Genomic DNA, 20,794 nt, shown 5'->3' with positions numbered 1-20,794 from the left:
TATACGGCCTTCGGGTAGTTTTTTAATGAGTTAAATATATGTCAGCAATGCTCCCAGAATGGACAACTTCCTGCCCAGACTGGGAGGAAAAGATTGTAAATAAGCAATCATTAATGCCTTGCGCTCCACTCTTTCCAGAAGTGGCAGACGTTGCAGAACGAATATTTAAAGAATTAATTCTTGTTGATGTGATGGGTAGCCCGAAGATGGGCGAAGTTACATTGCCGTGGGTGATTGAATTTGTTCGTGCAATCTTTGGTGCATATGATCCAATACAGAAAAAACGTTTAATTCGTGAATTCTTTCTACTGATATCAAAAAAAAACACCAAGTCGACAATAGCTGCAGGGATCATGCTTGTTGCATTGCTTCTCAATGAACGCTTCTCTGCTGAATTAATTATTTTAGCGCCAACAAAAGAAGTTGCTGATAACTCATTTAACCCTATTCGAGACTTTATAAAGGCGGACGATGGTGGTGAGGATGGGGATGTGAAGTTAAGCGAAATGCTTAATATCTCCGAGCACACAAAAACAGTGACTCACCTGGGTACTGGCGCAAGTCTTAAAGTGATTGCTGCGGAAAGTAATGCTGCCGCTGGTAAGAAAGCCTCAATTATTCTTTTTGATGAAATCTGGCTCTTTGGTAAACGAGCTACTGCTGAATCAATGTTTCGTGAAGCAAAAGGTGGTTTAGCATCACGTCCTGAAGGCTGTGTAATTTACTTGTCTACGATGTCTGATGAGCAACCATGTGGGGTATTTAAGCAATTACTCGACTATGCTCGCGATGTACGCGATGGTGTGAAAGAAGATAAGCAATTCTTACCTTTGGTTTATGAATTTCCAAATCAGATGCTTGAGGATGGTGAACACTTAAAACCCGAGAACTTCTATATTACTAATCCAAACTTGGGTGCTTCTGTTGATATAGATTACTTGGTTTCTGAATTCAATAAGGTAAAAGAAGCTGGCGAAGAATCACTACGTGACTTTCTTGCAAAACACTTAAATGTGCCAATCGGCTTAAACCTTCGCGCAAACCGCTGGGCTGGTGCTGAATATTGGTTGCAACAATCAGAGCAATTCACTTTGGATAAGCTGATTGAGCAGTCAGACATTATCACCTGCGGGATTGATGGTGGTGGTCTTGATGATTTGCTTGGATTTGCTGTTTTGGGGCGACATAACAAAAGCCGAAAATGGTGGTTATGGAATCATGCTTGGTGCAATAAAACTGCTGTTGAAAGACGCAAAGAGAACGCTCCTAAATATGCGGATTACGAGCGTGAGGGTAGTCTGACAATTGTTGAGCGTATTGGTGATGACATTGATCAGCTCGCAGCAATCGCAAAGAAGTGCTTTGACTCTGGAAAGCTCGACAAAATTGGACTAGATCCTCTTGGTTTGGGCGGTCTACTAGATGGCTTACTTGATGCTGGCATTCCTGAAGACAAACTTACCGCTGTACCGCAAGGCTTTAAATTGATGGGTTACATCATGACGGCTGAGCGAAAGCTTGCTGAAGGCAATCTTTACCACGCAGGTCAAGGTCTAATGACTTGGTGTGTCGGCAATGCGCGTGCTGTTGTGAAAGGTAACGGCATGATGATTAGCAAACAAGAATCAGGTGTTGGAAAGATCGACCCATTGATTGCCACCTTTAATGCTGTGGCACTTATGAGTATGAATCCAGATCAAGCAGAAAAAGAATACAACGTATATTTTGTTTAAAACATTCAATTTAACAACCTCCTTAAAGGAGGTTTTTTTTATTTGGGAGAGCCTTATGTCTGCTCTACATAAATCCTTCGGCAGTTTTGAAATAAAGAGTGTGGATGAAGAAAAGCGAACCTTTAAAGGGGTTGCTAGTACACCAAATCAAGATCGGTCTAAAGACATCATGGTTCCTAATGGAGCGAGATTCAAATTACCCATGCCACTGCTATTTCATCATGACATGCGCCAACCGATCGGCCATGTGACTGATGCAAAAGTTACAAGTAAAGGTATAGAAGTTGAACTTCATATTCCAGAAATCAAAGAAGCTGGTCGCCTAAAAGATCGAGTGGATGAGGCTTACCAAAGTCTCAAATATGACTTAGTTAAAGGTCTTTCTGTTGGCTTCCTTCCTGATTGGGATAAGGCTGAGATGATCAAAGGTGGTGGCATTCAATTTGGTGAATGGGAGTGGTACGAACTTAGCCTAGTCACCATTCCAGATAACCGTGATAGCGGTACAGATTACAGAAAAGCATTTGAGGAACACAAAGCCGCGTTGGGCGAACAACCTCAGAAAACCGCAACAGATGGCGATTCATCTGAGCAAAAACACGTTGTCGTAAAACTAAACAGCCCAACAAAGGGTGGAGTGAAATTAGTATGAATAAATATTTAAAACAATTGCTTGATGCTCTTGCTGCTAAAAACTTAGAGCTTCAAGGTCATATGACCAAATCTTTAGAAGCTGGACAAACACCGGATGAAGAAACTGAAAAGTCTATTCAAGCAGTTGAAGCAGAAATCGAGCAAATTGAAAAAAATATTGCTCGCGTTAAAAAACAAATTGCTGCAACCGAAGCTGCTGCAAAAACCGCAACCCCTGCTGCCGGACATAATGCTGAACAGTCAAAAAAATCTGCACAAGGCGATCCTAATCCTGAAGGCAACACCCCGAAAATTGAAATCGTAAAAACATTAGATAAAGGTATCGGTTTTGCTCAATACGCGCGTGCAAAAATCCTGTCGCAATTAGCAGCAAAAGAGGGTAATTACAAGTCTGCTCTCGATGTTGCAAAAGAACGTGGTTTTGGCGATGAAGTGCAAGATCTTGTGACAAAAGCAACTTTAGGTACCACTACTGACTCAGGTTTTGCAGCCTCTCTTGTGTCTGAAAACCGCCTAGTTGGTGAATTTATTGAAATGCTGCGCGCAGCAACAGTGTTTGATCAACTTACAGGTTTCCGAAATGTACCGTTTAACTCAAAGATTCCTAGCCAATTGACTGGTGGTCAAGCGCAATGGGTGGGTGAGGGTGCTCGCAAACCATTAACAAACCAAACCTATAGTGAAGTAGAAATTAAAGAGCACAAACTTGCTGCGATTACTGTTTATACGCAGGAATTAATGCGTCGCTCTGATCCAGCTGTAGATGTGTTGGTTCGTGACGACTTGATTGAAGCTTCAAAAACTCTAATTGATAACACCTTCCTTGACGCGGGCGCTGCTACAGCGGTTCGTCCTGCTGGTGTTTTAAATGGGGTGACAGCAACAGCAAATACCGGAACTACTGCTGCAGCATATGAAGCTGACCTATTAACTCTTATTAATAGCTTTGTGGCAGCCAACCTTTCATTGGATGGCTCATACTTCGTAATGTCAGAAACACGCGCTGCACAAATCAGCTTGCTTCGTGATACGCTAGGAAATACCTACTTCCAAGGCATGGCGCTTCGCGGTACTCGTACATTGATGGGTATTCCAGTTATCACCTCTCAGACTGTTGGCGACAAGATCATTCTTGTGAAGACTTCAGAAATCTTGCTTGCCCAAGATGGTGGTGTGGATGTGTCTTACTCTGATCAAGCTACTCTGGTTGATGGTGGTACGACTCATCACTTATGGCAAGAAAACAAATTTGCGGTACGTGTTGAGAAGTTCATCACCTGGGCAAAACGTCGTCCGATTGCTGCAGCATTCTTGGACTACACCCCATCTGGTGGCTAATCCAGGTTGCTAAAAAACAGCTCCTTTATAGGGGCTGTTTTTATATCTAAGCATCACAATTGTTTAGCTATAGGAACAGTCTATGAAAGTTAAATATTTAAAAGACACGCACGATTCACTGGTGGGGGACATTAAAGATGTTCCTGACATGGCTGCGAATGTCCTAATCAAAATTGGCGTGGCAGAAGCCTATGTTGAGCCAAAAAAAACAGCACCAAAATTGAAAAAAGAAGATAAAACCAAAGAATAGGATGTAAAGAATGGGCTTTTTCGGAAATTTATTTAGCAAAAAGAAATCCCTCCAAGGAGTCCATTCAAACCAAGGGTGGACTTCTTTATTTGTTCATGAACCTTATTCTGGTGCTTGGCAGAAGAATGATGAGTTGACTCGGGAGGATCTTGCTGCACATCACGCAGTATTTAGTTGCGTATCATTAATTTCGCAAGATATTGGCAAAATGCCAATTTTGCTCAAAAAGAAGAAAGATGGTGTTTGGGTTGAGAAAGATATACCTGATCAATTCAAGGTTTTAGAAAAACCAAATCATTATCAAACATGGCAGCAATTCAGTGAGCAATGGACAACGTCTCTATTGCTACGTGGCAACGCATATATATTCAAAGTTCGCGATATATTTTCGGGGAAAATTGTAGGTCTAAGAGTTTTGAATCCAGACTTAACAAAACCGCTGGTTAGTGATGCTGGGGACGTCTTTTATCAACTAAATGATGACCGACTTAATCAAGTTTCTCACGAAGTAGTGCCAGCATCTGAAATCATTCATGATCGAATTAATTGCTTTTACCATCCGCTTGTGGGCTTATCACCAATTACAGCGTGTGCAGTTGCTGCAGGTCATGGTTTGGATATTCAGCATAGTCAGCGCAGACATTTTAAAAATAATAGTCGTCCAGGTGGAATCTTAACAGCACCAGGTCCTATTTCAGAAGAAAAAGCCAAGTTTATAAAACAACAATGGAATGAGAATTATGGTGGTGTAAATGCAGGGTGTACCGCTGTAGTTGGTGATGGATTGAAGTTTGAAGCTATTACGGTTTCAGCGGCAGATTCCCAATTGATTGAGCAGATGCGCATGACAAATGAAGTGATTTGCGCTGTATTTCATGTGCCTCAGTTTAAGTTGGGTATCGGCACTATACCTGCGGGGCAAAAAGTATCTGACCTGAACGAAATATATTATTCAGACTGCTTGCAAAGCTTAATTGAATCGCGTGAAAACCTGCTGGATGAAAGTTTAGGTCTTAAGGCTGCTAAATTAGAAGCATTTTTAGATTTAGATACTTTAATTCGCATGGATTCAGTATCTCAAATGCAGCGACTTAAAGAGGGTGTGGGCGCAGCAATTATGACGCCTAATGAGGCGCGTCAAAAACTCGGTCTAAGCCCATTAGGTGGTGGTGACACTGTGTATATGCAGCAGCAAAACTTCTCCCTTGAAGCCTTATCTAAACGTGATCAAAAGGACGATCCATTTGGAAAAAATGAGCCAACAAATACATCATCAAAATCACTTTATCAGGGTGTGTTTAAAGCTGATAAGCAATATTTTGTGGGTGATTTTGTGACTAAAAATGGGTCACTTTGGCATTGTGAGAAGGACCATCAGGGTGATTTTAGCCATGAAAGCTTTAAGCTGGTTCAGAAAATTTGGGGTGAGTAATGTCTAAAATCATAACTCTTACAGAAGCTAAGCTTCATCTGCGATATGACGATGATGACAGTGACTCACTTATAGAAGCGTACATTGAGGCTGCTGAATCTGCGGTACTTAGTTATGTCACAGATGAATTTGCAAATTGCCAATACCCAAAGCAATTTAAAACAGCCGTTTTGATTTTACTTGGTTATTTCGATCAGCATCGAAACGCAGAAAAAGAAACTCCGATCAATGGGAATTATTTGCCACAGCCTGTTGTAAGTTTGCTTTACCCGTTCCGTAAACCTACTGCGATATAGGTGTCTTATGTCACAAAGAGCATCTGAACTCAGACACCGTGTAACGATCCAAAAGTATATCCAAGGTGGGCGTGATGAGGACGGATATCCAATTCAAGGTAGTTGGCAATTACACAAAAAGCTTTTTGCTAAAGTCACCCATCTTTCAGGCGATAAGTTGATTGCAGCTCAAGCCAATCAATCAAAGATTGTTGCTCGCATTAAGTTGCGTTATCGAGAAGATATAGAAACTGGTATGCGTGTCGTACACAAAGGTCAGACATACGCAATTGATAGCCCATCGCTTGATGACAATGGTGACTCTTACACTTATGTAACCTTTCTGCTTTCAACTGATGTGGAAAAATTCCCAGGAGGCTAAATGTCTTTTGATCTCAAAATTGAGGGTATGGAAGAGGTGAAACGCAGGTTTGATAAGGCTAAAAGTCAGACCATTATCAAGCGTATCACTCGTAAGTCAGCGCGTCAGGGCATGAATTTAGTTCGAGATGCAGCAAGAACCAATGCAAAAGCGATTGATGATCCTGAAACACAAGAAAAAATTTGGAAAAACATTGCCACACAGGGTGGTCGCTCTCGAAATCCAAACGAGATAGTAATGCGAGTTGGAGTTCGTGGTGGGGCGTCATTTTCTAATAGAAATGTACCAAAACTGAGTGGCGGGGATACTCGCCATTGGCGTTTCTTAGAATTTCCAACAGCAAACCACACGCCTGTTCCATTCATGCGACCAGCTTTAGCAAACAATATTCAGCAAGTTACCAATAAATTTTCAGAAGTATTTAATGCTGAAATTAAAAAAGAGTTGATGAAACCATGAATATTGTGCCGATTTATAAAACACTGAGTGCAGATGCTGAATTGGTTGCAATACTTGGTGATCGAATGTATCCAACCGTTGCGCCTAAAGGTGCACGGGCGCCGTACTTGGTTTGGAGTGGCATGGGTTCTACACCTGAAAATCAATTGGATTGCGGTGCAACCAATGAGAACTCTAGAATTCAATTTGTTGTATGGCATATTGACGCTAGAAAAGCCGAAGAAATCAGACTAAAAGCATCTAAAATTTTAAATACAGCAGGTTTTTATTACGAAGGTGTACATCCTGATAACCATGACGAAAAAACAAATCTTCATGGTCGAGGCTGGGATATGAATTATTGGTTAGATCGTTAATGAGCCACCTTCGGGTGGTTTTTCTTTGGAAGAGTCATGGATAAATCATTTAAACAGGGTGTAAAGCGCACTTTCAATGTTTGGGCGACTCTAAAAGGCGAACCCTTATTAATTGATGAAGACACGCAATTTGAAAGTGCAGTTGTGGATGAAGAATTCACACGAGTTGCTGAATTCAATGTTGTTAAGGGTGATCAACCTGGTCAGATTATTGTCGACACTGGCGATACATCCACAATCCCTGTTGGGGATTATAAGTGGGACATAAAAATCACTTTCTCAAATGGCGACGTGCTTTATTTACCCGAAGAAAGAAACGCAACACTTAAAATTACTCAAGGTGCCAGCTAATGCATCAAGCCTATACAGACTCTGAAAACATAGATGCTGAAACATGTGATGAGACTGTAGAGGTTAAGTCACACGATGTTAAGGTTGAATTAAAGGCTTCGTGCTTTCAAGGTCCTCCTGGTCCAAAGGGTGACAAAGGAGATGTTGGCGAGGCTGGTCCAATCGGCCCTCAAGGTGAACAGGGGCCACAAGGTGAAAAAGGTCTTCAGGGGCAAGCTGGCCCACAAGGTCCCCAAGGTCCAAAGGGAGATAAAGGTGAAAAGGGTGATACTGGACCACAAGGACCGCAGGGCGAGGTGGGGCCACAAGGAGCAATAGGTCCTACTGGCCCGCAGGGTATCAAGGGAGATAAGGGAGATAAGGGAGATAAGGGGGATAAGGGTGAACAAGGGGGAGTGGGCCCAAAAGGAGATCAGGGTGTTCAAGGTCTACAAGGGGTGCGGGGCGAACAAGGCCTTAAAGGTGATAAGGGTGAGCAGGGCGAATCGGGATTAGATGGGAAATCAGCATACCAACTAGCTGTTGATGATGGGTTTGTAGGCTCTGTTAATGATTGGCTTAATTCACTTAAGGGTGCAGATGGTCAAGACGCAGATCCAGAAGTTTTAAATCAGCTATCACGACGTATTGACAATCTAATCGAAACACTAGGTGATTATGTAACTCTTGATGATCTGAATTATGAGTTAACGCTTATTCAGAATGAAATCGTCAATATTAATTTACTAAAAGCCAATAAAAGCCTAGTAGATAGTCTGATTGCAGACCTAACAGATTATCAGAGCTATGTAGATCTTACTTACGCCAAAAAATCACAATTAGTTCCGCGTCGTATATGGGTGGGTGAAGAAACAACTCCAAGAGAAAATCTTGAAGAGTGGGTTCATCGCATTCAAACAGATTCAGATGGGTGGGCGGATGCATCATTTCCACAGTGTAACTTTGCAGAAATTGTATCTATTCAATTGACAGCTCACACCCAAGAAACCGGTACCGCTGCTGGTAATGCAGCATGGGCTTCAATCTTTCAAGGGTCTGTCACAAATACTGGTTTTAGATTTAGAACAAAGGGTGCAAATAGTGCTGGATTATTAGCAGCAATGGTAGCAGTAAACGTTTCGGCGCTTGTGGAAATCAGAGTTTTAGGGGTTCCAAATGTTTGAAAATTCAGTTCCCGAGGGTACTCAATTTTACAGTGATTATTTTAAATCACTAACAGGGCAAATTTACTATTTGCGCAAAAATGGTAATGACTATGAATACTGGGCTTTTTCGAGGTGGGTAATTGTTTCAGGCTCAGATCTATTTATTCTTGACCACCTAAAACCAATATCAGATTTATAAATTTTATTTTTCAACATAGACCGCCAATCGGCGGTTTTTTTATTGCCAAAATATTGAGGAGTAGCTACTCATGGCGAAAAAAGGCGTTCTTTCACAAGGTACTCATGTGTGGATTCTACACGGTACAGTTCCAACACTTACACGCATCATGTGTATTAAATCAATTGCTTGGGGTGATGACTCTGCAACTGAAATTGATAATACATGTCTTGATGAACCAACAACTAAAACAAACGATTACGGACTCACTACACCAGGTGAAGGCAATCTTGTAATCAACACTGATCCTAAAAACGCAACACATCTAACAGTATTGGATTTAGCTGCAAAAAAAGAATTAATCGGAATTTATGTGGGTTGGTCAGATGGTGCAGGTGAGCCTGAACTAACGGGCAACACAGTAACACTGCCTGAAACTCGCTCTTGGTCTTATGCAAGTGCAATTATTCGTAAAAACTCTGCTGTATTTGACCCTGATGCTTTGGTAAACCACACATTGCCATTCAAGCGTCAAACCGAAGTAACTGACGAATTTAAGGTGGCTTAATAATGGCTCGAAAAAAAGCTGAGAAAGAAAAACCATCTTTATTAGGTTCGATTGACCTACTTAAAATTTCAGAAGAATCACTAAATGATCTTGTCATAGTCCCTATTGCGTTCAACGTGGGGAAGGATTATGAGTTAAATGTTGCTGTTAAACGACTTAACTATGATGAGATAGTTGATCTCACTAAAGGCAAAAGCTTGGATAAGATGCTGATGGCTGACCTATTTAAGCTTCGCGTGTTAGCAACAATTTATGACGCTGAAACTCAAAAGCCAATGTTTGAATCGATCGAGCAAATTGGTAAGAAAGTCGCACCACCTATTGTTGATGCATTATACAAAGCTTCCGATTCGGTCAATGATTACACGGGAAAGTTGCAACCGAAGAGCTTGACGACGAAACAGAATTCTTCTGCGAACTTGTCAGCTGCGGAATCGGAGGATCAACAATTGAGCAAGCAAGAAGAAACCTAAAGAACTCTGAAATTCAGCAATGGAAAGCGTTTCGCTCAAAGAGAGGGACGCTTTTTTTAGGTCGGCGCTTAGAGCAAGAGTTCGGAAGGCTATTCTTTAGATATATCAACTCCAAGCTTCCTGAAGATAAGCAAATTGAAGATGATAAGGTATTCATGGTCCATGAAGAAATCAAAGAGACTTCGTTTGAGGAAGAGCGACTAAAAGCATTAAAGAAAAAGAAATAAACTTAGGTTGGTTTCTTTTTAAACATATAATTAGTATCGTATGCATACTAATAATATGGGGGTATCTATGAAAAAATTTCTTGCTCTAGTTTCAGTAAGCATTACAACTTTAATTTTAGTGGGTTGCGCAACACCTAAATATAATTATGTTGCATCCCCTCAGCACATAAGTAAACCACCAATAGGTGAAATATCTACAGCTTACGTTGGCGATAAAATGCTTGAACAGGGTATTTTTACCGAGCGGGAAGCTTTGAGTTTACCAGAGACTACCAAAAAGAGTGGATACACCCTGAGTGCAGGATCTTATCTAAAGACTGGAGAAGATAAGAATGGGTCGTATTTTCTTGCTATAAACCAAATACCTAACGGTGGCATGGTTACCAAGACATTTATAATGGACCCATTCCAAGCAATCATGCTTACAAGCGAGAATGAACTTTGCGTAATCACGGTGTTGGGTGTTAAATCTTGCACGACCGAACACAAAGCAACACTCACAAAGGTTGGAGTGGCATCTGATAATTCATTTCAGCAAACTCTGATTTACAGTGGAAAAATTGGAAATAAGATTAATGTAGGTTACAGAGAATATTCTAGCAATCTTGCACGCCCAGCATTTAATAACGATGTTGAATACGACTTAAGTGAGTCTAAGCAGGTTGGTTATAAGGGTGCATTACTAGAAATAATTGAAGCAACCAACCAAAATATTAAATACAAAGTATTAAGAAACTTTAACAAAGTCGAATAGTAATATTTGAACACAATAACCCCGCAGATGCGGGGTTTTTTATTGCCTGAGGTTTATATGAGCGCAAAACTTGGAACACTAACGCTCGATTTAATTGCAAAGATTGGCAATTTTGTCGGCCCATTGAAATCTGCGGAAGCTCAAGTCAAAAGTACTACAGGCAATATTTCTAATGATATGAACACGGCTAAATTAGCTGTAACCGCTTTAAGTGGTGTGATTGCTGGCTTATCTGTAGCGTCTCTAGTTTCATTTGGTGATCAAATCATTCGCACAGGCGTTGAAATAAAGCAATTTGCAGAACTAACCAATCAGGGCGTAGAGCAATTTCAATACTATTCTCGAGGGGCTGCAACCGTCGGCGTTCAAATGGATAAGTACGCTGATATCCTAAAAGATGTATACGACAGATTGGGTGAGGTAAAGCGCGGCGAAGGTGAAATGATGGATTTCTTTAACATCATTGCACCTAAGGTTGGTATTACTGCAGATATGTTTGAAAGGCTGTCAGGACAAGAGGCCTTGCAGCTTTACTATAATGGATTGCAACAGGCGAATTTATCTCAACCTGAGATGATCACTTATATGGAGCAGATAGCAAATGATGCATCTCTCCTGATTCCACTGCTGCGAGATAATGGTCAGGGGTTTAAAAACCTCGGTGATGAGGCGCAAAAAGCAGGAGCTATACTCTCAGAAGATACTATTGCTAGCATCAACCAAGCCAAAGAATCTCTTACCATCTTGGGCTATCAGTTTGATGGCTTTCAAGCGTCTTTAATCAACAGCGCTATTCCAGCAATACAAATGCTAGTGGATAATTTTGATGGCATTGTAACTGCAGGGTTGGTAGTTTCATCAGTAGTTGGCTCGAGATTAGTTGTCGATTTGACTAAATCTGCTGCTGGGTATGTGGCGAATACTGTAGCTACAAGAAACAAAATACTCGCAGACTACGAAATGGCAAAAGCTGGACTTGCTGCAACAGCGGTTTATGTGAAGTCAACAGGTGTTGTAAATGCTAATACCCAAGCCTTAATGGCTAATGCAAGAGCTCAATATCAACAAGCAGCTGCTGCAAAGTCGGCAATGCTTGCAACCACTTCTCTAACAGGTGTAGGTCGAGGTGCATTGGCGCTATTTGGTGGCCCATTTGGGTTGGGCTTAACTTTGGCAACTGTGGCAGGTTCGTTTCTGCTAATGAGTGATAATTCAAAAGACACCACTCAATCTCTTAGGGAGAATAATGCAACTGTTGAGCAGGCGATTGGAAAATACAAGGAGCTAGGTGAGGTTAAGCAGCGCCAACAATTAGTGGCTGAAAAAGAACAACTGAGCAATTTAACCAGTGAATATGAAAATGCAGAGTCTAAATTAATATCTTATACACTGAAAGTTGCAAGACATTCAGATTTGACATCAGAGCAAGCAAAAGCATTATCAAGCCTTGTTTTGCAATATAAGAACGGTCAGTTGTCTCTTGAAGAATTAAGCAGATCTTTGAATAGTAATAGCAATATTGCATCTGACGCGAAAGACCAATTCAACAATCTTGCTGGGGCGGTAAAAACTACTGGCGATGAGGTTAAAAGCCAAAATGGTTTAATTTTACAGCTTGAAGATACCTTCAATAGAATTGGTAATGCTGGAGATAATGCTGCAACTGGAATAGGTAATGCGACTTTATCGCTATCTGAATTTGCAAAAAAAGCCAGTGAATCAGGTGCAATCGCCAAGGCTACAAACACACTGATTTCCAAGGGTTATGATCCTAAATTAGCAGCTGAACTTGCTGAACTTGGTATCAAGAATGGTCGAGTCACTAGGGATGAGGCTGCAGCACTTATTTTTAAGCATAAGGAGCAAGAAAAGCTCAACAAGAGCATCGAGGCCTACAATAAGGTTAGCTCTGGATCTTCAGTAAATTCAAAAGGTCGTACTAATCAAGCAAGAAATGACGCCGTGCAGCTGGCTAGTGAAGCTAAATCATTGTTATACGAGTATGGTACTGAGTTTCAGCGTATTGAGGCGGATTTGACAGCCGAAATAAAACGGATTCAAGAGTCTGCGCTTAAGGGAATTGATAAGACCAACATGATTGCTGAGGCTAAAACCATAAGCGAAGCAAGAAAGAAGGTTTATCTGCTCGAATATGAAGAATTAGCTGATGGTTGGAAATGGTCAGAAGAAACAAGATTGCACAAATCGCTAGAGATCAATAAGGCTCGTATTGAGGCTACAAAAGGTATGTCTGATAGCGAGCGTCGCTTAAGAACCAAGGCGCTTGAAGATCAGCAGTCTGAAGAATTGCGAAAAGCTCAATGGCATGCGCTCGAAATGCGCCAAACGATCGAAGACTCAATCAAAGGGTTAAGCTTTGATTCAGAGGGCGTGTTTGCTCGCAGCTCAATGTCATCTCTTGAGTATCAACGATGGGCCTTGGATCGCAATAGATCGGAGGCGCAACTAGGTCTTAAGAATCAGCGTGTGGGTGTCGAACGCGACATCATGTCGAGCGATGCTTATGGCTCTGATGATGAGCGATATCAAGCATTAACTGAAGCGCATAGAGCTTATCGTGAAGGGCTGGCTGCGATTGATGCTGATTACCACTTTAAAGCGCAAGAGCTCCAGTTCAATCAGTATGAAGCAAGCATGAGTATGTACTCTGAAATGCTAACTCATGCAAGCAATGTTTGGGGCAACATGACCCAAATGATTAGAGATAGTCAGGGTGAACAGTCAGGGATTTATAAAGCTATGTATTTAGCTCAACAATCAATGGCGGTTGCTCAAGCCTTGATTTATGCAAATCTTGGCGCTACTGCAGCTTTAGCACCACCTCCGATAGGCTTGGGTCCTGTTGCAGGTGCACCCTTAGCAACAATGATAAAAGTGTCGGGCTATATGAATGCTGGTTTAATCGCTGGTCAAACCCTAGCAGGTATGGCTCACGACGGTATTGATAATGTGCCAAGGGAGGGTACTTGGCTTTTAGATAAAGGCGAACGCGTTGTTGATAAGCGAACGAATGCTGATTTAAAGCAGTATCTTTCCCATGCAAAAGGTAATCAACCAAACATCAACATCATTACACCACCGGGCTATGAGGCTAGACAGTCAATTGGTGCCAATGGTGAGGTGACTATTGAGATGGTTAAAAAAGAAATTGCTTACAGTTGGTCACGCTTGCAGAACCCTAACTCTCATGAAATGAAAAGCTTGAGAAACCACACCACAGCCAACACAAAGAGATAAATAATGGATCGTTTTGTTCTCTGTCCTTTGCTGGATGGATATAACTTTGCACCTGGTCAAAATGTGATGGAGCAGCACCGTGGTATAGGAATGCCGAGGCAAAGAGCTTTTGCTATAGGTGTTCCTCATCAGGTTTCAGCAAGTGTTTTATGCTCTACCGAGTTAGAGCAGAAATATTTTTGGGCATTTTGGCGTCACAAGCAACGCAAGCCAGGACGTTTTTTATGGGCTATTAAAACTGACAATTTTGAACTGGAGGATCATGAGTGTCAGTTTTCAGTATCAACACCACAAGTTCAGCAGCTTGGGGGTAAGCATATACGGATCAATTTCAATATATGGGTGAAACCACTCCATCGTGACGCCGTTATGGACCAAACGATTGTTGAGTATTACTCATCTGGCTTTAATCCAAATATTTCGAATCTCCTTGAGCACTTGGTTAACGTGGTAATGCCTGAGAATTTACAATGAGTGAAACGAATGAGTTTTATTTAGATTCCTCACCATCAGCTGTGATGCTTGAGTGTGTTGAAGTTAAACATAGCCTATGGCATGAATCGCTTCGATTTGTGCGTAATCACGGTGATGGTGTCACTGTTAAGCACGAGGATGGACTTGAGTATTTTTATCAGTATATGCCTCTACAGCTTGATCGCGGTGCTACCACCAATGACTTAGATCAAACCATCAAAATTACGGTAGGTGATTTGGGTGAAGTGGTTCCGCAACTTCTGAAAATCATTGAAGATGCCGAATCAGACGAAAAGCCAGAAGTTATCTATAGAAGTTATTCTTCAGAGAATCTTGATTCACCCCTATGGGTGATTGATGGCTTATTTGTAGATGAAGACGTAGGTGATGATCAGGCAACCACTTTTGATGCTTCCACACCAAGCGCAAACATGAATGAAACTGGCATGCGCTATACAGTTGAAGAATTCCCAGGTTTGAGAGGCTTCTTCTTATGAAAAGCATTGATCCACTGTTGGGTAAAAAATACTCATCGTCTTACCACTGTGTTCATTTTGTGATTGATGCGGCTGAGTATTTGCTGGGATTGGATTATTCACAAAATTTCATTGGTTTTACATCGTCATTACACGAAAGCCTAAAAGCTGAAAGGCGTGCGATGGTGAAGAATAAAAAAATCGAAGCGCCGATTCAGGGCTGTATTGTCCGAATGAAAAATGCAAAGGGAGCCTCACATGTGGGGCTTTTTTATTGCGGTCAAATTCTGCATCTCACTGAGATGGGTGTTCACTACCTGCCAAAAATTTCGCTAGAAAAGTTCTACAAGGATTTTACATATTATGACCCGTGTGCGTATTTATCCAAACCAACTTGATAGCCAAGATTTTACTCAGATGAGAGTCAAAGATGCTCTCGAAACATTCAAGATTATTAAGAAAAAACACCCGCAAGCGCGGGTTTTTTTACGCCCTGCGTGTAGTCAAAACGATATCACGCCAACCGATCAAAAAAGCCTAGAGCGCTTTAAATTATTAGCAAGTTACAATGAATTAGATATTGTTTGCTGTGCTGGTGAAGCAGCAACAATTATTGCTGTGGTTTCTCTTGTAGTGTCGGCAGGTATGGCTTTATATACCTACCTCAATATGCCAGACATGGATGCACCAACACGCGGATCGCCTAATAATGAGCTGGCAAATCGAACCAACCGAGAGCGTATAAACGGTCGTGTTCCAGATATTATGGGTCGCGATAAATCAATCCCTGATCTTATTGCACCGCCATTTGAGTATTACCAAAACAATATTGCTGTTGAAGAAAACTTAATGTGTGCAGGACGTGGATATTACGATATCCAAGAAGTACGAGACGGTAATACTCCGCTAGGCGCTATTGAAGGTTCTGCAGCTAGTTTTTATGATCCAGGAACCGATATCACAGGTACGCCAGCACTTCAAATAGGCGAAACTTTTACTCATAAGCCGCCATTAGCTGTGCGCTCAAGTTCTGTAAACGGGCAATCTTTAGAAAAACCAAATGAAGTGATGCTTGAAGGTGGAGTGTACTTTACCAGCGGTGGAATAATTCACTCAACAAGCTCAGATTTTACATCATTATTCGCTGTAAATGATCGTGTATCGATCAACTATGCTGAATTTGTTGCACAAGGTTTGATTACATCGGGTGCTGTTAATTTTAATCAATATGATCAGTTGGTTTTCACAAGATCAGTAGATATATCGGGAATAGATGCTTTTAAAACTGTCACCATTACTGGTGCGACAACTTATAAAGATATAACAGTTACGAATGCTGAAACACTTGAAGAAGAGGTTCAGAGAATCTATTTTGACTTATCTGGAACTTATTCAATTTTAGCAGCAACCAAAACAACAAACGGCTCAAATTTTATCTACACATTGACACTAGATAATCCTGAATCAATAAACCCAAGTTGGACGCATATTGATTCAGAAAAATCTTTAAACGTAGGTGTGGAGTTATTAAATTCATCAAATGTGATGGATTTAGATGGTTATTACACTGTTGCCAGCGTGACATCAACAACCCTAGAGCTGACAAACGCCTCATCAATTAATAGCGATTGGTTAAAGTTGCCAACATTTAACAAAGGGTCCACTCTTGGGCTGCCAACCGATACGCCTATTCAAATTGAGAAATTAAACAATAAGTGGGTTGGTTGGTTTGAAGGCAAATTAGACGGTGCTGAGAAATGCGTTTTTAATATCATTATGCCAAATGGTATTTCAAACGTGACCAATAAGGGTAAATTCACTCACGCATGGCTTGAACTTCAAGTTCAGTGTGAGGCTTATGACGAGGATAATGTAAAGATTGGTCCAACCATATCCGAAACACTATTTTTGCAGTTTGCTACACGAGATCAAATTGCCCGCACTATCTCCATTGATTTACCAGTAGGCACACATCGAGTCAGATTTAGAGCAGCTAAGGTTCGTGCAGAAACTCGAAACTCACCTGTGACAGAGGCAAAGTTGAAATCTGTATTTTTAGTCAAAGATATGGATAAGCTGGTTTATGAGAATGTGACTATTGTTCGTAGTAAAACTATTGCAACAACTGGCGCATTATCACTTAAAGAGCGCGAATTAAATGCAGAACTCACCAGTAAACTTTACAGTTACTCAACTGGCGAAAAATCTATTACACGGGTAGCCACAACAAGATTTGCTGACATCGTTTGTCATCTACACACTGATCCACTGATTGGTCGTAGAGATATCAGCACGCTTGATGTTGAGGGGTTGTATTCAACGCAGAGTGAAATTGAAGGTTATTTTGGCACACCAAAATCGACGGAATTCAACTATACATTTGATCAATCTAACTTTTCATATGAGGAGAGCTTGGCACAGATTGCTTCATGTGTGTTTTCTAATGCTCGACGAGAAGGATCTAAGTTTCACTTTAGATTTGAAAAGCTAAATCCGCACTCAGCCATTCTCTTTAATCACGCGAATAAAAAGCCGTTCTCCGAGACTCGATCTCGAAAATGGGGAAAAAATCGTGAGTTTGATGGGGTGGAAATCACATGGAAAGATCCAGAGGATGAATGGATTGAAAAGACTGTCAAAATTCCAAATGACCTAATCTCAAATCCCAAAAAGATCGAACTGAATGGTGTGACCAACAAGTTTCAAGCGCACTTCATAGGTCATAGAGCTTGGAACAAGATGAAGCATCACAAGCGAACTGTGAGCTTTACAGCTTACGGTGAAGCCGACTTAGTGACGATCAACGATCGCATCTCTGTGACTGATGATCGAAAGTTCTACAAGATGCTGAATAATCTTGATTGGGGCTTATTGAGTGGTGAGATTGTGGAGTGGGATTTACAAACCATTCGTGTTTCGATACCTACAAATCTAGATCCAAATCTGTCTTACACAATTCACATCCAGCATATCAATCGAAGTGTTGAGACCATGGCTGTAACTCAAGGAGATAATGAATTTGAGTTGATTATAGGTAGGCTTCCGATCATGCCTTTGATTACTGCTGATCAGAGTGAAGAAGGGGCTAAATACTCAATTACGCTTGATACAGAAGTAGAGAGTGAAGCATTCTTGATCATGGAAAAGTCTAATTCGGGTTATTTGGAAAGCTCTATAACAGCTATGAACTATGACAGTCGATATTATCTAAACGACTTTGATCACATAAACAATTTAATCTAATCCACGCCCTCAATTGAGGGCTTTTTTATGGGTGGGGTATGACTCAGAATTTTCAAAACATTATTCAAGAGTCCATGCAGGACTGTAAAACAGTCGGCGAAGCAGCTAACGAAAAAAAAATAGTCACGCCAAGAGAAGGGATACCATTTAAATCTATCCCGTTGCTTTCTGATGAGTTGCAAGCTGCCGTAGATGCAGCCAATGTTGCACAAGCAAATTTACAAAATGCCATTAATGTGGCTCTGGCTGCGGGTGCTGGTGAGGCGGGGTGGATTTCAAGTTTAGTTGTAGATGCAAGCGGTGAAAATCAGCAGCAAATTAATGACAAAACAGTTCAGTATGTTTCGCAGCTGTCTGATCTTTCTAATTTACAAATTAGACGAAACGGAATGATAGCAATCGTAAGCGCCCTAGATGGAAGAGTTTTTGTTTACGATTCAACTCAAGCGAATGTTAATAATGGAATTACTATTATTGATGGCTGGGTTTTAAAGTCACCAGATAAAATTTACTTCCCTGAGTGGGCAGGCGCGGTAGCAGGAGGGATTGTAGATAACACTTCTGCCTACACTGCATTAGAGGCAGTCCTAAGTGATGGTGATACCGTAAAATTTGGCCCGCATAAGTACCTGGGGTCATTTGTTACAGATAAAGCTATTAAAATTGATTCACATCCTAATAGTGAACTAATACAGGTTAACAATAAACCACTAATTAAATTTACAACCAACTGGGCAAATTATGCGGTATTAGAAAGTGAAATTAATCCGGGTGCAACAAAATTCACACTTTCTGGTTATGTTGAAGTGACAAAGGGTATGTTGATTACCCTATGGAGCAACATGTGGCGTGATGCTTTGAATCCAGTAAATTTTGAGGTGTTTAAAGTTCTGAATGTAAATTATGTTGAAGGGGGAACGGAGATCTATCCTGAGCGCCCAGTTTGTTCAGTGCAATACGGATCGATTTTAGCAAGCTTGTGTGTATATCCACTAAAAGGTGTGGTTTTAGACCTTAAGGGTAAAGTTACCAATCTCACGGACCATTGGGAGCGCTGTATATGGTTGGATGGCATTGATGAATTAGAGGTAAGAGCACTTAAGACAAGTGGAACAAAAGGGCATGCTCTAAGTATTGATCGGTGTTATAACGTGAAAATAAATGATGATGTGGAATTCACTGATCCACTTTCAACAGCAAGTGGCGCAGGGTATGGGTTGGTTTTCTTCCGTTCTACAGGTTTAAAAGTGGGTAAAGTTCGTGGCCGGAAAATGCGTCACGATATTGATTTTGAAAGTTGTTATGATTACTCAGTAGAAGAACTTGTAAGTGTTTATCCTCAATCATCACCATTAGGAGTTAGTCATAATGGGTATTGCGGTAACGCAACAATTGGAAATATCACTGCCTATGTTTCAAGCCCTGTAGATGTAATTTACGGAGTTTTTGCGTCATCGCAAGGGTATAAAAAATTAGTTGGCTCAGTGTATGAACCTGATCTAGAAAAACGCCTAAAACACCCGATTCGAAATTTAAAAATTGGAAAAATTAAAATGATCATCGATAACACGATGACAACTTCTAATACCATTGTAGGGGCGTACCTAGACACAGAATTAAAATCACCTGAAGTTGAGGAGATTAATCTTGATTTCGCAAATTCTGCTGTTGCTACAGGAGCATCTGCATCAATGGGGGTGATGTTTAATGGTTATGCTGAGCTATTTAAAATTGGCAGCATAATTGCCAATAGTGTGGCCCAAATTGCTAACATAAGAAATATGAAAGGCTCCCAAAAAGTAGGATCTGTTATTATTGATGCTATAGACGTTGGTATTGCTAATTATGGTGTTTATACAACGGGCAATATGATTGATGTAAAATCATTTCGATATGATCGTATTATCAGGAATATCGCAATTGAATGCGCTGATAACATTGTTTTGGGGGGGGTCAATACTACTTTTGCTTCAGTTGAAAAAATAGGTCAACGATATGGGGCAAACACAGCTTTTTTAGCCACTCCAATTTCTGCATCATTTAATCTTCAGTCGGGAAAATGTGAAGCACAAGCAATTCAAATTGGCTCCTCAATTTCGGTAAGTGAGGGTACTACACTGTCTTCTCGCGAGGTGTTAACTCGGAATGGGGTTCTTGTTTTAGCTGCACCTGCATCATCAGTTATTGCAACCATAAATGTAAACATGGCTCCGACTGCTTTTTATAATGGTCAAACAGCTACAATTTGTAATGGTAATGCTGGTGCTACTGATCGTAGTCAAGTGATCCTTACAGGACCAGATATGGCTACCAATGTTACCATCGCTAGTGGACAGGTCGTTAATTTGGTTTCATTAGCGGGTAAATGGAGATTGAGATAATGTCTGAGAATATTGGATTCGCAATATTAGTTGGAACCCAGCAGGTGGTTCAGGCAGCAGACATAGGTTTTAAATCTGTTATTAATGCATGCCCCGATTACAAGCAAGCTCTAGATCAACCAACCTCATCTGAAATGAATAACGCTTGTATAGCCAAAAATTTATCTTATGCTTTTTGCCCGATACAAGGGGGGTATTCAACCATTGAAAATGACTACAGCGAAATTTCTGACCAAGATGCAATCAACTTTGCCACTAATTATAATTCGATGACAAAACCTGTACTACTTCTCGGGGAAACGGGGAGTAGAGCAATAGACTTGCATTTATTAGCTTTGCAAATGGATTTAATCAGTGGGTAATACTCAAAAAACCACACTTAACCCT

The 20,794-nt window shown here is 40.9% G+C and carries 21 protein-coding genes; all 21 read left to right on the top strand.

Annotated features, from left to right (window positions below):
• Positions 1 to 38 precede the first annotated feature (38 nt).
• The 21 genes from AC1M9N_RS00475 (at position 39) to AC1M9N_RS00375 (ending at position 20,769) form a co-directional block, all read left to right on the top strand.
• On the top strand, positions 39 to 1,733 hold the full coding sequence (locus AC1M9N_RS00475; RefSeq protein WP_481954042.1) for a terminase large subunit: 1,695 nt from the start codon (positions 39 to 41) through the stop codon (positions 1,731 to 1,733).
• A gap of 55 nt (positions 1,734 to 1,788) precedes the next feature.
• Positions 1,789 to 2,385 (top strand): HK97 family phage prohead protease, encoded by a 597-nt coding sequence (locus AC1M9N_RS00470; RefSeq protein WP_481954041.1) that lies wholly within the window; start codon positions 1,789 to 1,791, stop codon positions 2,383 to 2,385.
• Positions 2,382 to 3,725 (top strand): phage major capsid protein, encoded by a 1,344-nt coding sequence (locus AC1M9N_RS00465; RefSeq protein WP_481954040.1) that lies wholly within the window; start codon positions 2,382 to 2,384, stop codon positions 3,723 to 3,725. The genes AC1M9N_RS00470 and AC1M9N_RS00465 overlap by 4 nt, the downstream gene beginning before the upstream one ends.
• An 82-nt stretch (positions 3,726 to 3,807) precedes the next feature.
• Positions 3,808 to 3,975: a hypothetical protein gene (locus tag AC1M9N_RS00460; RefSeq protein ID WP_481954039.1), complete on the top strand. Its 168-nt coding sequence runs from the start codon at positions 3,808 to 3,810 to the stop codon at positions 3,973 to 3,975.
• A 10-nt stretch (positions 3,976 to 3,985) separates the two neighbouring features.
• Entirely contained in the window at positions 3,986 to 5,407 is a 1,422-nt protein-coding gene (locus AC1M9N_RS00455) for a phage portal protein (RefSeq protein ID WP_481954038.1), read from the top strand.
• On the top strand, positions 5,407 to 5,703 hold the full coding sequence (locus tag AC1M9N_RS00450; RefSeq protein ID WP_481954037.1) for a head-tail connector protein: 297 nt from the start codon (positions 5,407 to 5,409) through the stop codon (positions 5,701 to 5,703). Before AC1M9N_RS00455 ends, AC1M9N_RS00450 begins: the two co-directional genes overlap by 1 nt.
• Positions 5,704 to 5,710: 7 nt before the next feature.
• Positions 5,711 to 6,064, top strand: coding sequence for a phage head closure protein (locus AC1M9N_RS00445; RefSeq protein ID WP_481954036.1), 354 nt, complete (start codon positions 5,711 to 5,713; stop codon positions 6,062 to 6,064).
• Positions 6,065 to 6,523 (top strand): HK97-gp10 family putative phage morphogenesis protein, encoded by a 459-nt coding sequence (locus AC1M9N_RS00440; RefSeq protein ID WP_481954035.1) that lies wholly within the window; start codon positions 6,065 to 6,067, stop codon positions 6,521 to 6,523. It abuts the gene before it with no gap.
• The gene (gp17, locus tag AC1M9N_RS00435) at positions 6,520 to 6,879 is read left to right on the top strand and encodes a tail completion protein gp17 (protein WP_481954034.1); all 360 of its coding nucleotides are present in this window, start codon (positions 6,520 to 6,522) and stop codon (positions 6,877 to 6,879) included. The genes AC1M9N_RS00440 and gp17 overlap by 4 nt, the downstream gene beginning before the upstream one ends.
• 36 nt (positions 6,880 to 6,915) lie before the next feature.
• Positions 6,916 to 7,230, top strand: coding sequence for a hypothetical protein (locus AC1M9N_RS00430; protein WP_481954033.1), 315 nt, complete (start codon positions 6,916 to 6,918; stop codon positions 7,228 to 7,230).
• The gene (locus AC1M9N_RS00425) at positions 7,230 to 8,393 is read left to right on the top strand and encodes a collagen-like domain-containing protein (protein WP_481954032.1); all 1,164 of its coding nucleotides are present in this window, start codon (positions 7,230 to 7,232) and stop codon (positions 8,391 to 8,393) included. The genes AC1M9N_RS00430 and AC1M9N_RS00425 overlap by 1 nt, the downstream gene beginning before the upstream one ends.
• 251 nt (positions 8,394 to 8,644) lie before the next feature.
• Complete coding sequence (locus AC1M9N_RS00420) at positions 8,645 to 9,121, top strand: phage tail tube protein (protein ID WP_481954031.1); 477 nt, start codon at positions 8,645 to 8,647, stop codon at positions 9,119 to 9,121.
• 2 nt (positions 9,122 to 9,123) lie between these two features.
• Positions 9,124 to 9,594 (top strand): hypothetical protein, encoded by a 471-nt coding sequence (locus tag AC1M9N_RS00415; RefSeq protein WP_481954030.1) that lies wholly within the window; start codon positions 9,124 to 9,126, stop codon positions 9,592 to 9,594.
• 294 nt (positions 9,595 to 9,888) lie between these two features.
• Positions 9,889 to 10,575 carry a hypothetical protein gene (locus tag AC1M9N_RS00410; protein ID WP_481954029.1) on the top strand — a complete coding sequence of 229 codons (687 nt, stop codon included), beginning with the start codon at positions 9,889 to 9,891 and terminating at the stop codon, positions 10,573 to 10,575.
• A 57-nt stretch (positions 10,576 to 10,632) separates the two neighbouring features.
• Entirely contained in the window at positions 10,633 to 13,833 is a 3,201-nt protein-coding gene (locus AC1M9N_RS00405) for a hypothetical protein (protein ID WP_481954028.1), read from the top strand.
• A 3-nt stretch (positions 13,834 to 13,836) separates the two neighbouring features.
• Positions 13,837 to 14,307: a hypothetical protein gene (locus AC1M9N_RS00400; RefSeq protein ID WP_481588282.1), complete on the top strand. Its 471-nt coding sequence runs from the start codon at positions 13,837 to 13,839 to the stop codon at positions 14,305 to 14,307.
• On the top strand, positions 14,304 to 14,804 hold the full coding sequence (locus AC1M9N_RS00395; protein WP_481954027.1) for a DUF1833 family protein: 501 nt from the start codon (positions 14,304 to 14,306) through the stop codon (positions 14,802 to 14,804). Before AC1M9N_RS00400 ends, AC1M9N_RS00395 begins: the two co-directional genes overlap by 4 nt.
• The gene (locus tag AC1M9N_RS00390) at positions 14,801 to 15,181 is read left to right on the top strand and encodes a hypothetical protein (RefSeq protein WP_481954026.1); all 381 of its coding nucleotides are present in this window, start codon (positions 14,801 to 14,803) and stop codon (positions 15,179 to 15,181) included. Before AC1M9N_RS00395 ends, AC1M9N_RS00390 begins: the two co-directional genes overlap by 4 nt.
• A complete protein-coding gene (locus AC1M9N_RS00385) occupies positions 15,147 to 18,026 on the top strand; it encodes a host specificity factor TipJ family phage tail protein (protein WP_481954025.1) in 2,880 nt (959 codons plus the stop codon). The genes AC1M9N_RS00390 and AC1M9N_RS00385 overlap by 35 nt, the downstream gene beginning before the upstream one ends.
• A gap of 38 nt (positions 18,027 to 18,064) precedes the next feature.
• Positions 18,065 to 20,407: a hypothetical protein gene (locus AC1M9N_RS00380; RefSeq protein ID WP_481954024.1), complete on the top strand. Its 2,343-nt coding sequence runs from the start codon at positions 18,065 to 18,067 to the stop codon at positions 20,405 to 20,407.
• Positions 20,407 to 20,769 (top strand): beta-lactamase hydrolase domain-containing protein, encoded by a 363-nt coding sequence (locus AC1M9N_RS00375; protein WP_481954023.1) that lies wholly within the window; start codon positions 20,407 to 20,409, stop codon positions 20,767 to 20,769. The genes AC1M9N_RS00380 and AC1M9N_RS00375 overlap by 1 nt, the downstream gene beginning before the upstream one ends.
• The last annotated feature ends 25 nt before the right edge of the window (positions 20,770 to 20,794 follow it).

This window comes from Acinetobacter sp. ANC_7655 (assembly GCF_056784015.1).
This window is presented reverse-complemented; position numbering and strand designations above follow the sequence as displayed.

Bases quoted from the DNA above. Each gene is read 5' to 3' on its own strand.
- AC1M9N_RS00475 (WP_481954042.1), top strand. From the start codon at position 39: ATGTCAGCAATGCTCCCAGAATGGACAACTTCCTGCCCAGACTGGGAG.
- AC1M9N_RS00470 (WP_481954041.1), top strand. From the start codon at position 1,789: ATGTCTGCTCTACATAAATCCTTCGGCAGTTTTGAAATAAAGAGTGTG.
- AC1M9N_RS00465 (WP_481954040.1), top strand. From the start codon at position 2,382: ATGAATAAATATTTAAAACAATTGCTTGATGCTCTTGCTGCTAAAAAC.
- AC1M9N_RS00460 (WP_481954039.1), top strand. From the start codon at position 3,808: ATGAAAGTTAAATATTTAAAAGACACGCACGATTCACTGGTGGGGGAC.
- AC1M9N_RS00455 (WP_481954038.1), top strand. From the start codon at position 3,986: ATGGGCTTTTTCGGAAATTTATTTAGCAAAAAGAAATCCCTCCAAGGA.
- AC1M9N_RS00450 (WP_481954037.1), top strand. From the start codon at position 5,407: ATGTCTAAAATCATAACTCTTACAGAAGCTAAGCTTCATCTGCGATAT.
- AC1M9N_RS00445 (WP_481954036.1), top strand. From the start codon at position 5,711: ATGTCACAAAGAGCATCTGAACTCAGACACCGTGTAACGATCCAAAAG.
- AC1M9N_RS00440 (WP_481954035.1), top strand. From the start codon at position 6,065: ATGTCTTTTGATCTCAAAATTGAGGGTATGGAAGAGGTGAAACGCAGG.
- gp17 (WP_481954034.1), top strand. From the start codon at position 6,520: ATGAATATTGTGCCGATTTATAAAACACTGAGTGCAGATGCTGAATTG.
- AC1M9N_RS00430 (WP_481954033.1), top strand. From the start codon at position 6,916: ATGGATAAATCATTTAAACAGGGTGTAAAGCGCACTTTCAATGTTTGG.
- AC1M9N_RS00425 (WP_481954032.1), top strand. From the start codon at position 7,230: ATGCATCAAGCCTATACAGACTCTGAAAACATAGATGCTGAAACATGT.
- AC1M9N_RS00420 (WP_481954031.1), top strand. From the start codon at position 8,645: ATGGCGAAAAAAGGCGTTCTTTCACAAGGTACTCATGTGTGGATTCTA.
- AC1M9N_RS00415 (WP_481954030.1), top strand. From the start codon at position 9,124: ATGGCTCGAAAAAAAGCTGAGAAAGAAAAACCATCTTTATTAGGTTCG.
- AC1M9N_RS00410 (WP_481954029.1), top strand. From the start codon at position 9,889: ATGAAAAAATTTCTTGCTCTAGTTTCAGTAAGCATTACAACTTTAATT.
- AC1M9N_RS00405 (WP_481954028.1), top strand. From the start codon at position 10,633: ATGAGCGCAAAACTTGGAACACTAACGCTCGATTTAATTGCAAAGATT.
- AC1M9N_RS00400 (WP_481588282.1), top strand. From the start codon at position 13,837: ATGGATCGTTTTGTTCTCTGTCCTTTGCTGGATGGATATAACTTTGCA.
- AC1M9N_RS00395 (WP_481954027.1), top strand. From the start codon at position 14,304: ATGAGTGAAACGAATGAGTTTTATTTAGATTCCTCACCATCAGCTGTG.
- AC1M9N_RS00390 (WP_481954026.1), top strand. From the start codon at position 14,801: ATGAAAAGCATTGATCCACTGTTGGGTAAAAAATACTCATCGTCTTAC.
- AC1M9N_RS00385 (WP_481954025.1), top strand. From the start codon at position 15,147: ATGACCCGTGTGCGTATTTATCCAAACCAACTTGATAGCCAAGATTTT.
- AC1M9N_RS00380 (WP_481954024.1), top strand. From the start codon at position 18,065: ATGACTCAGAATTTTCAAAACATTATTCAAGAGTCCATGCAGGACTGT.
- AC1M9N_RS00375 (WP_481954023.1), top strand. From the start codon at position 20,407: ATGTCTGAGAATATTGGATTCGCAATATTAGTTGGAACCCAGCAGGTG.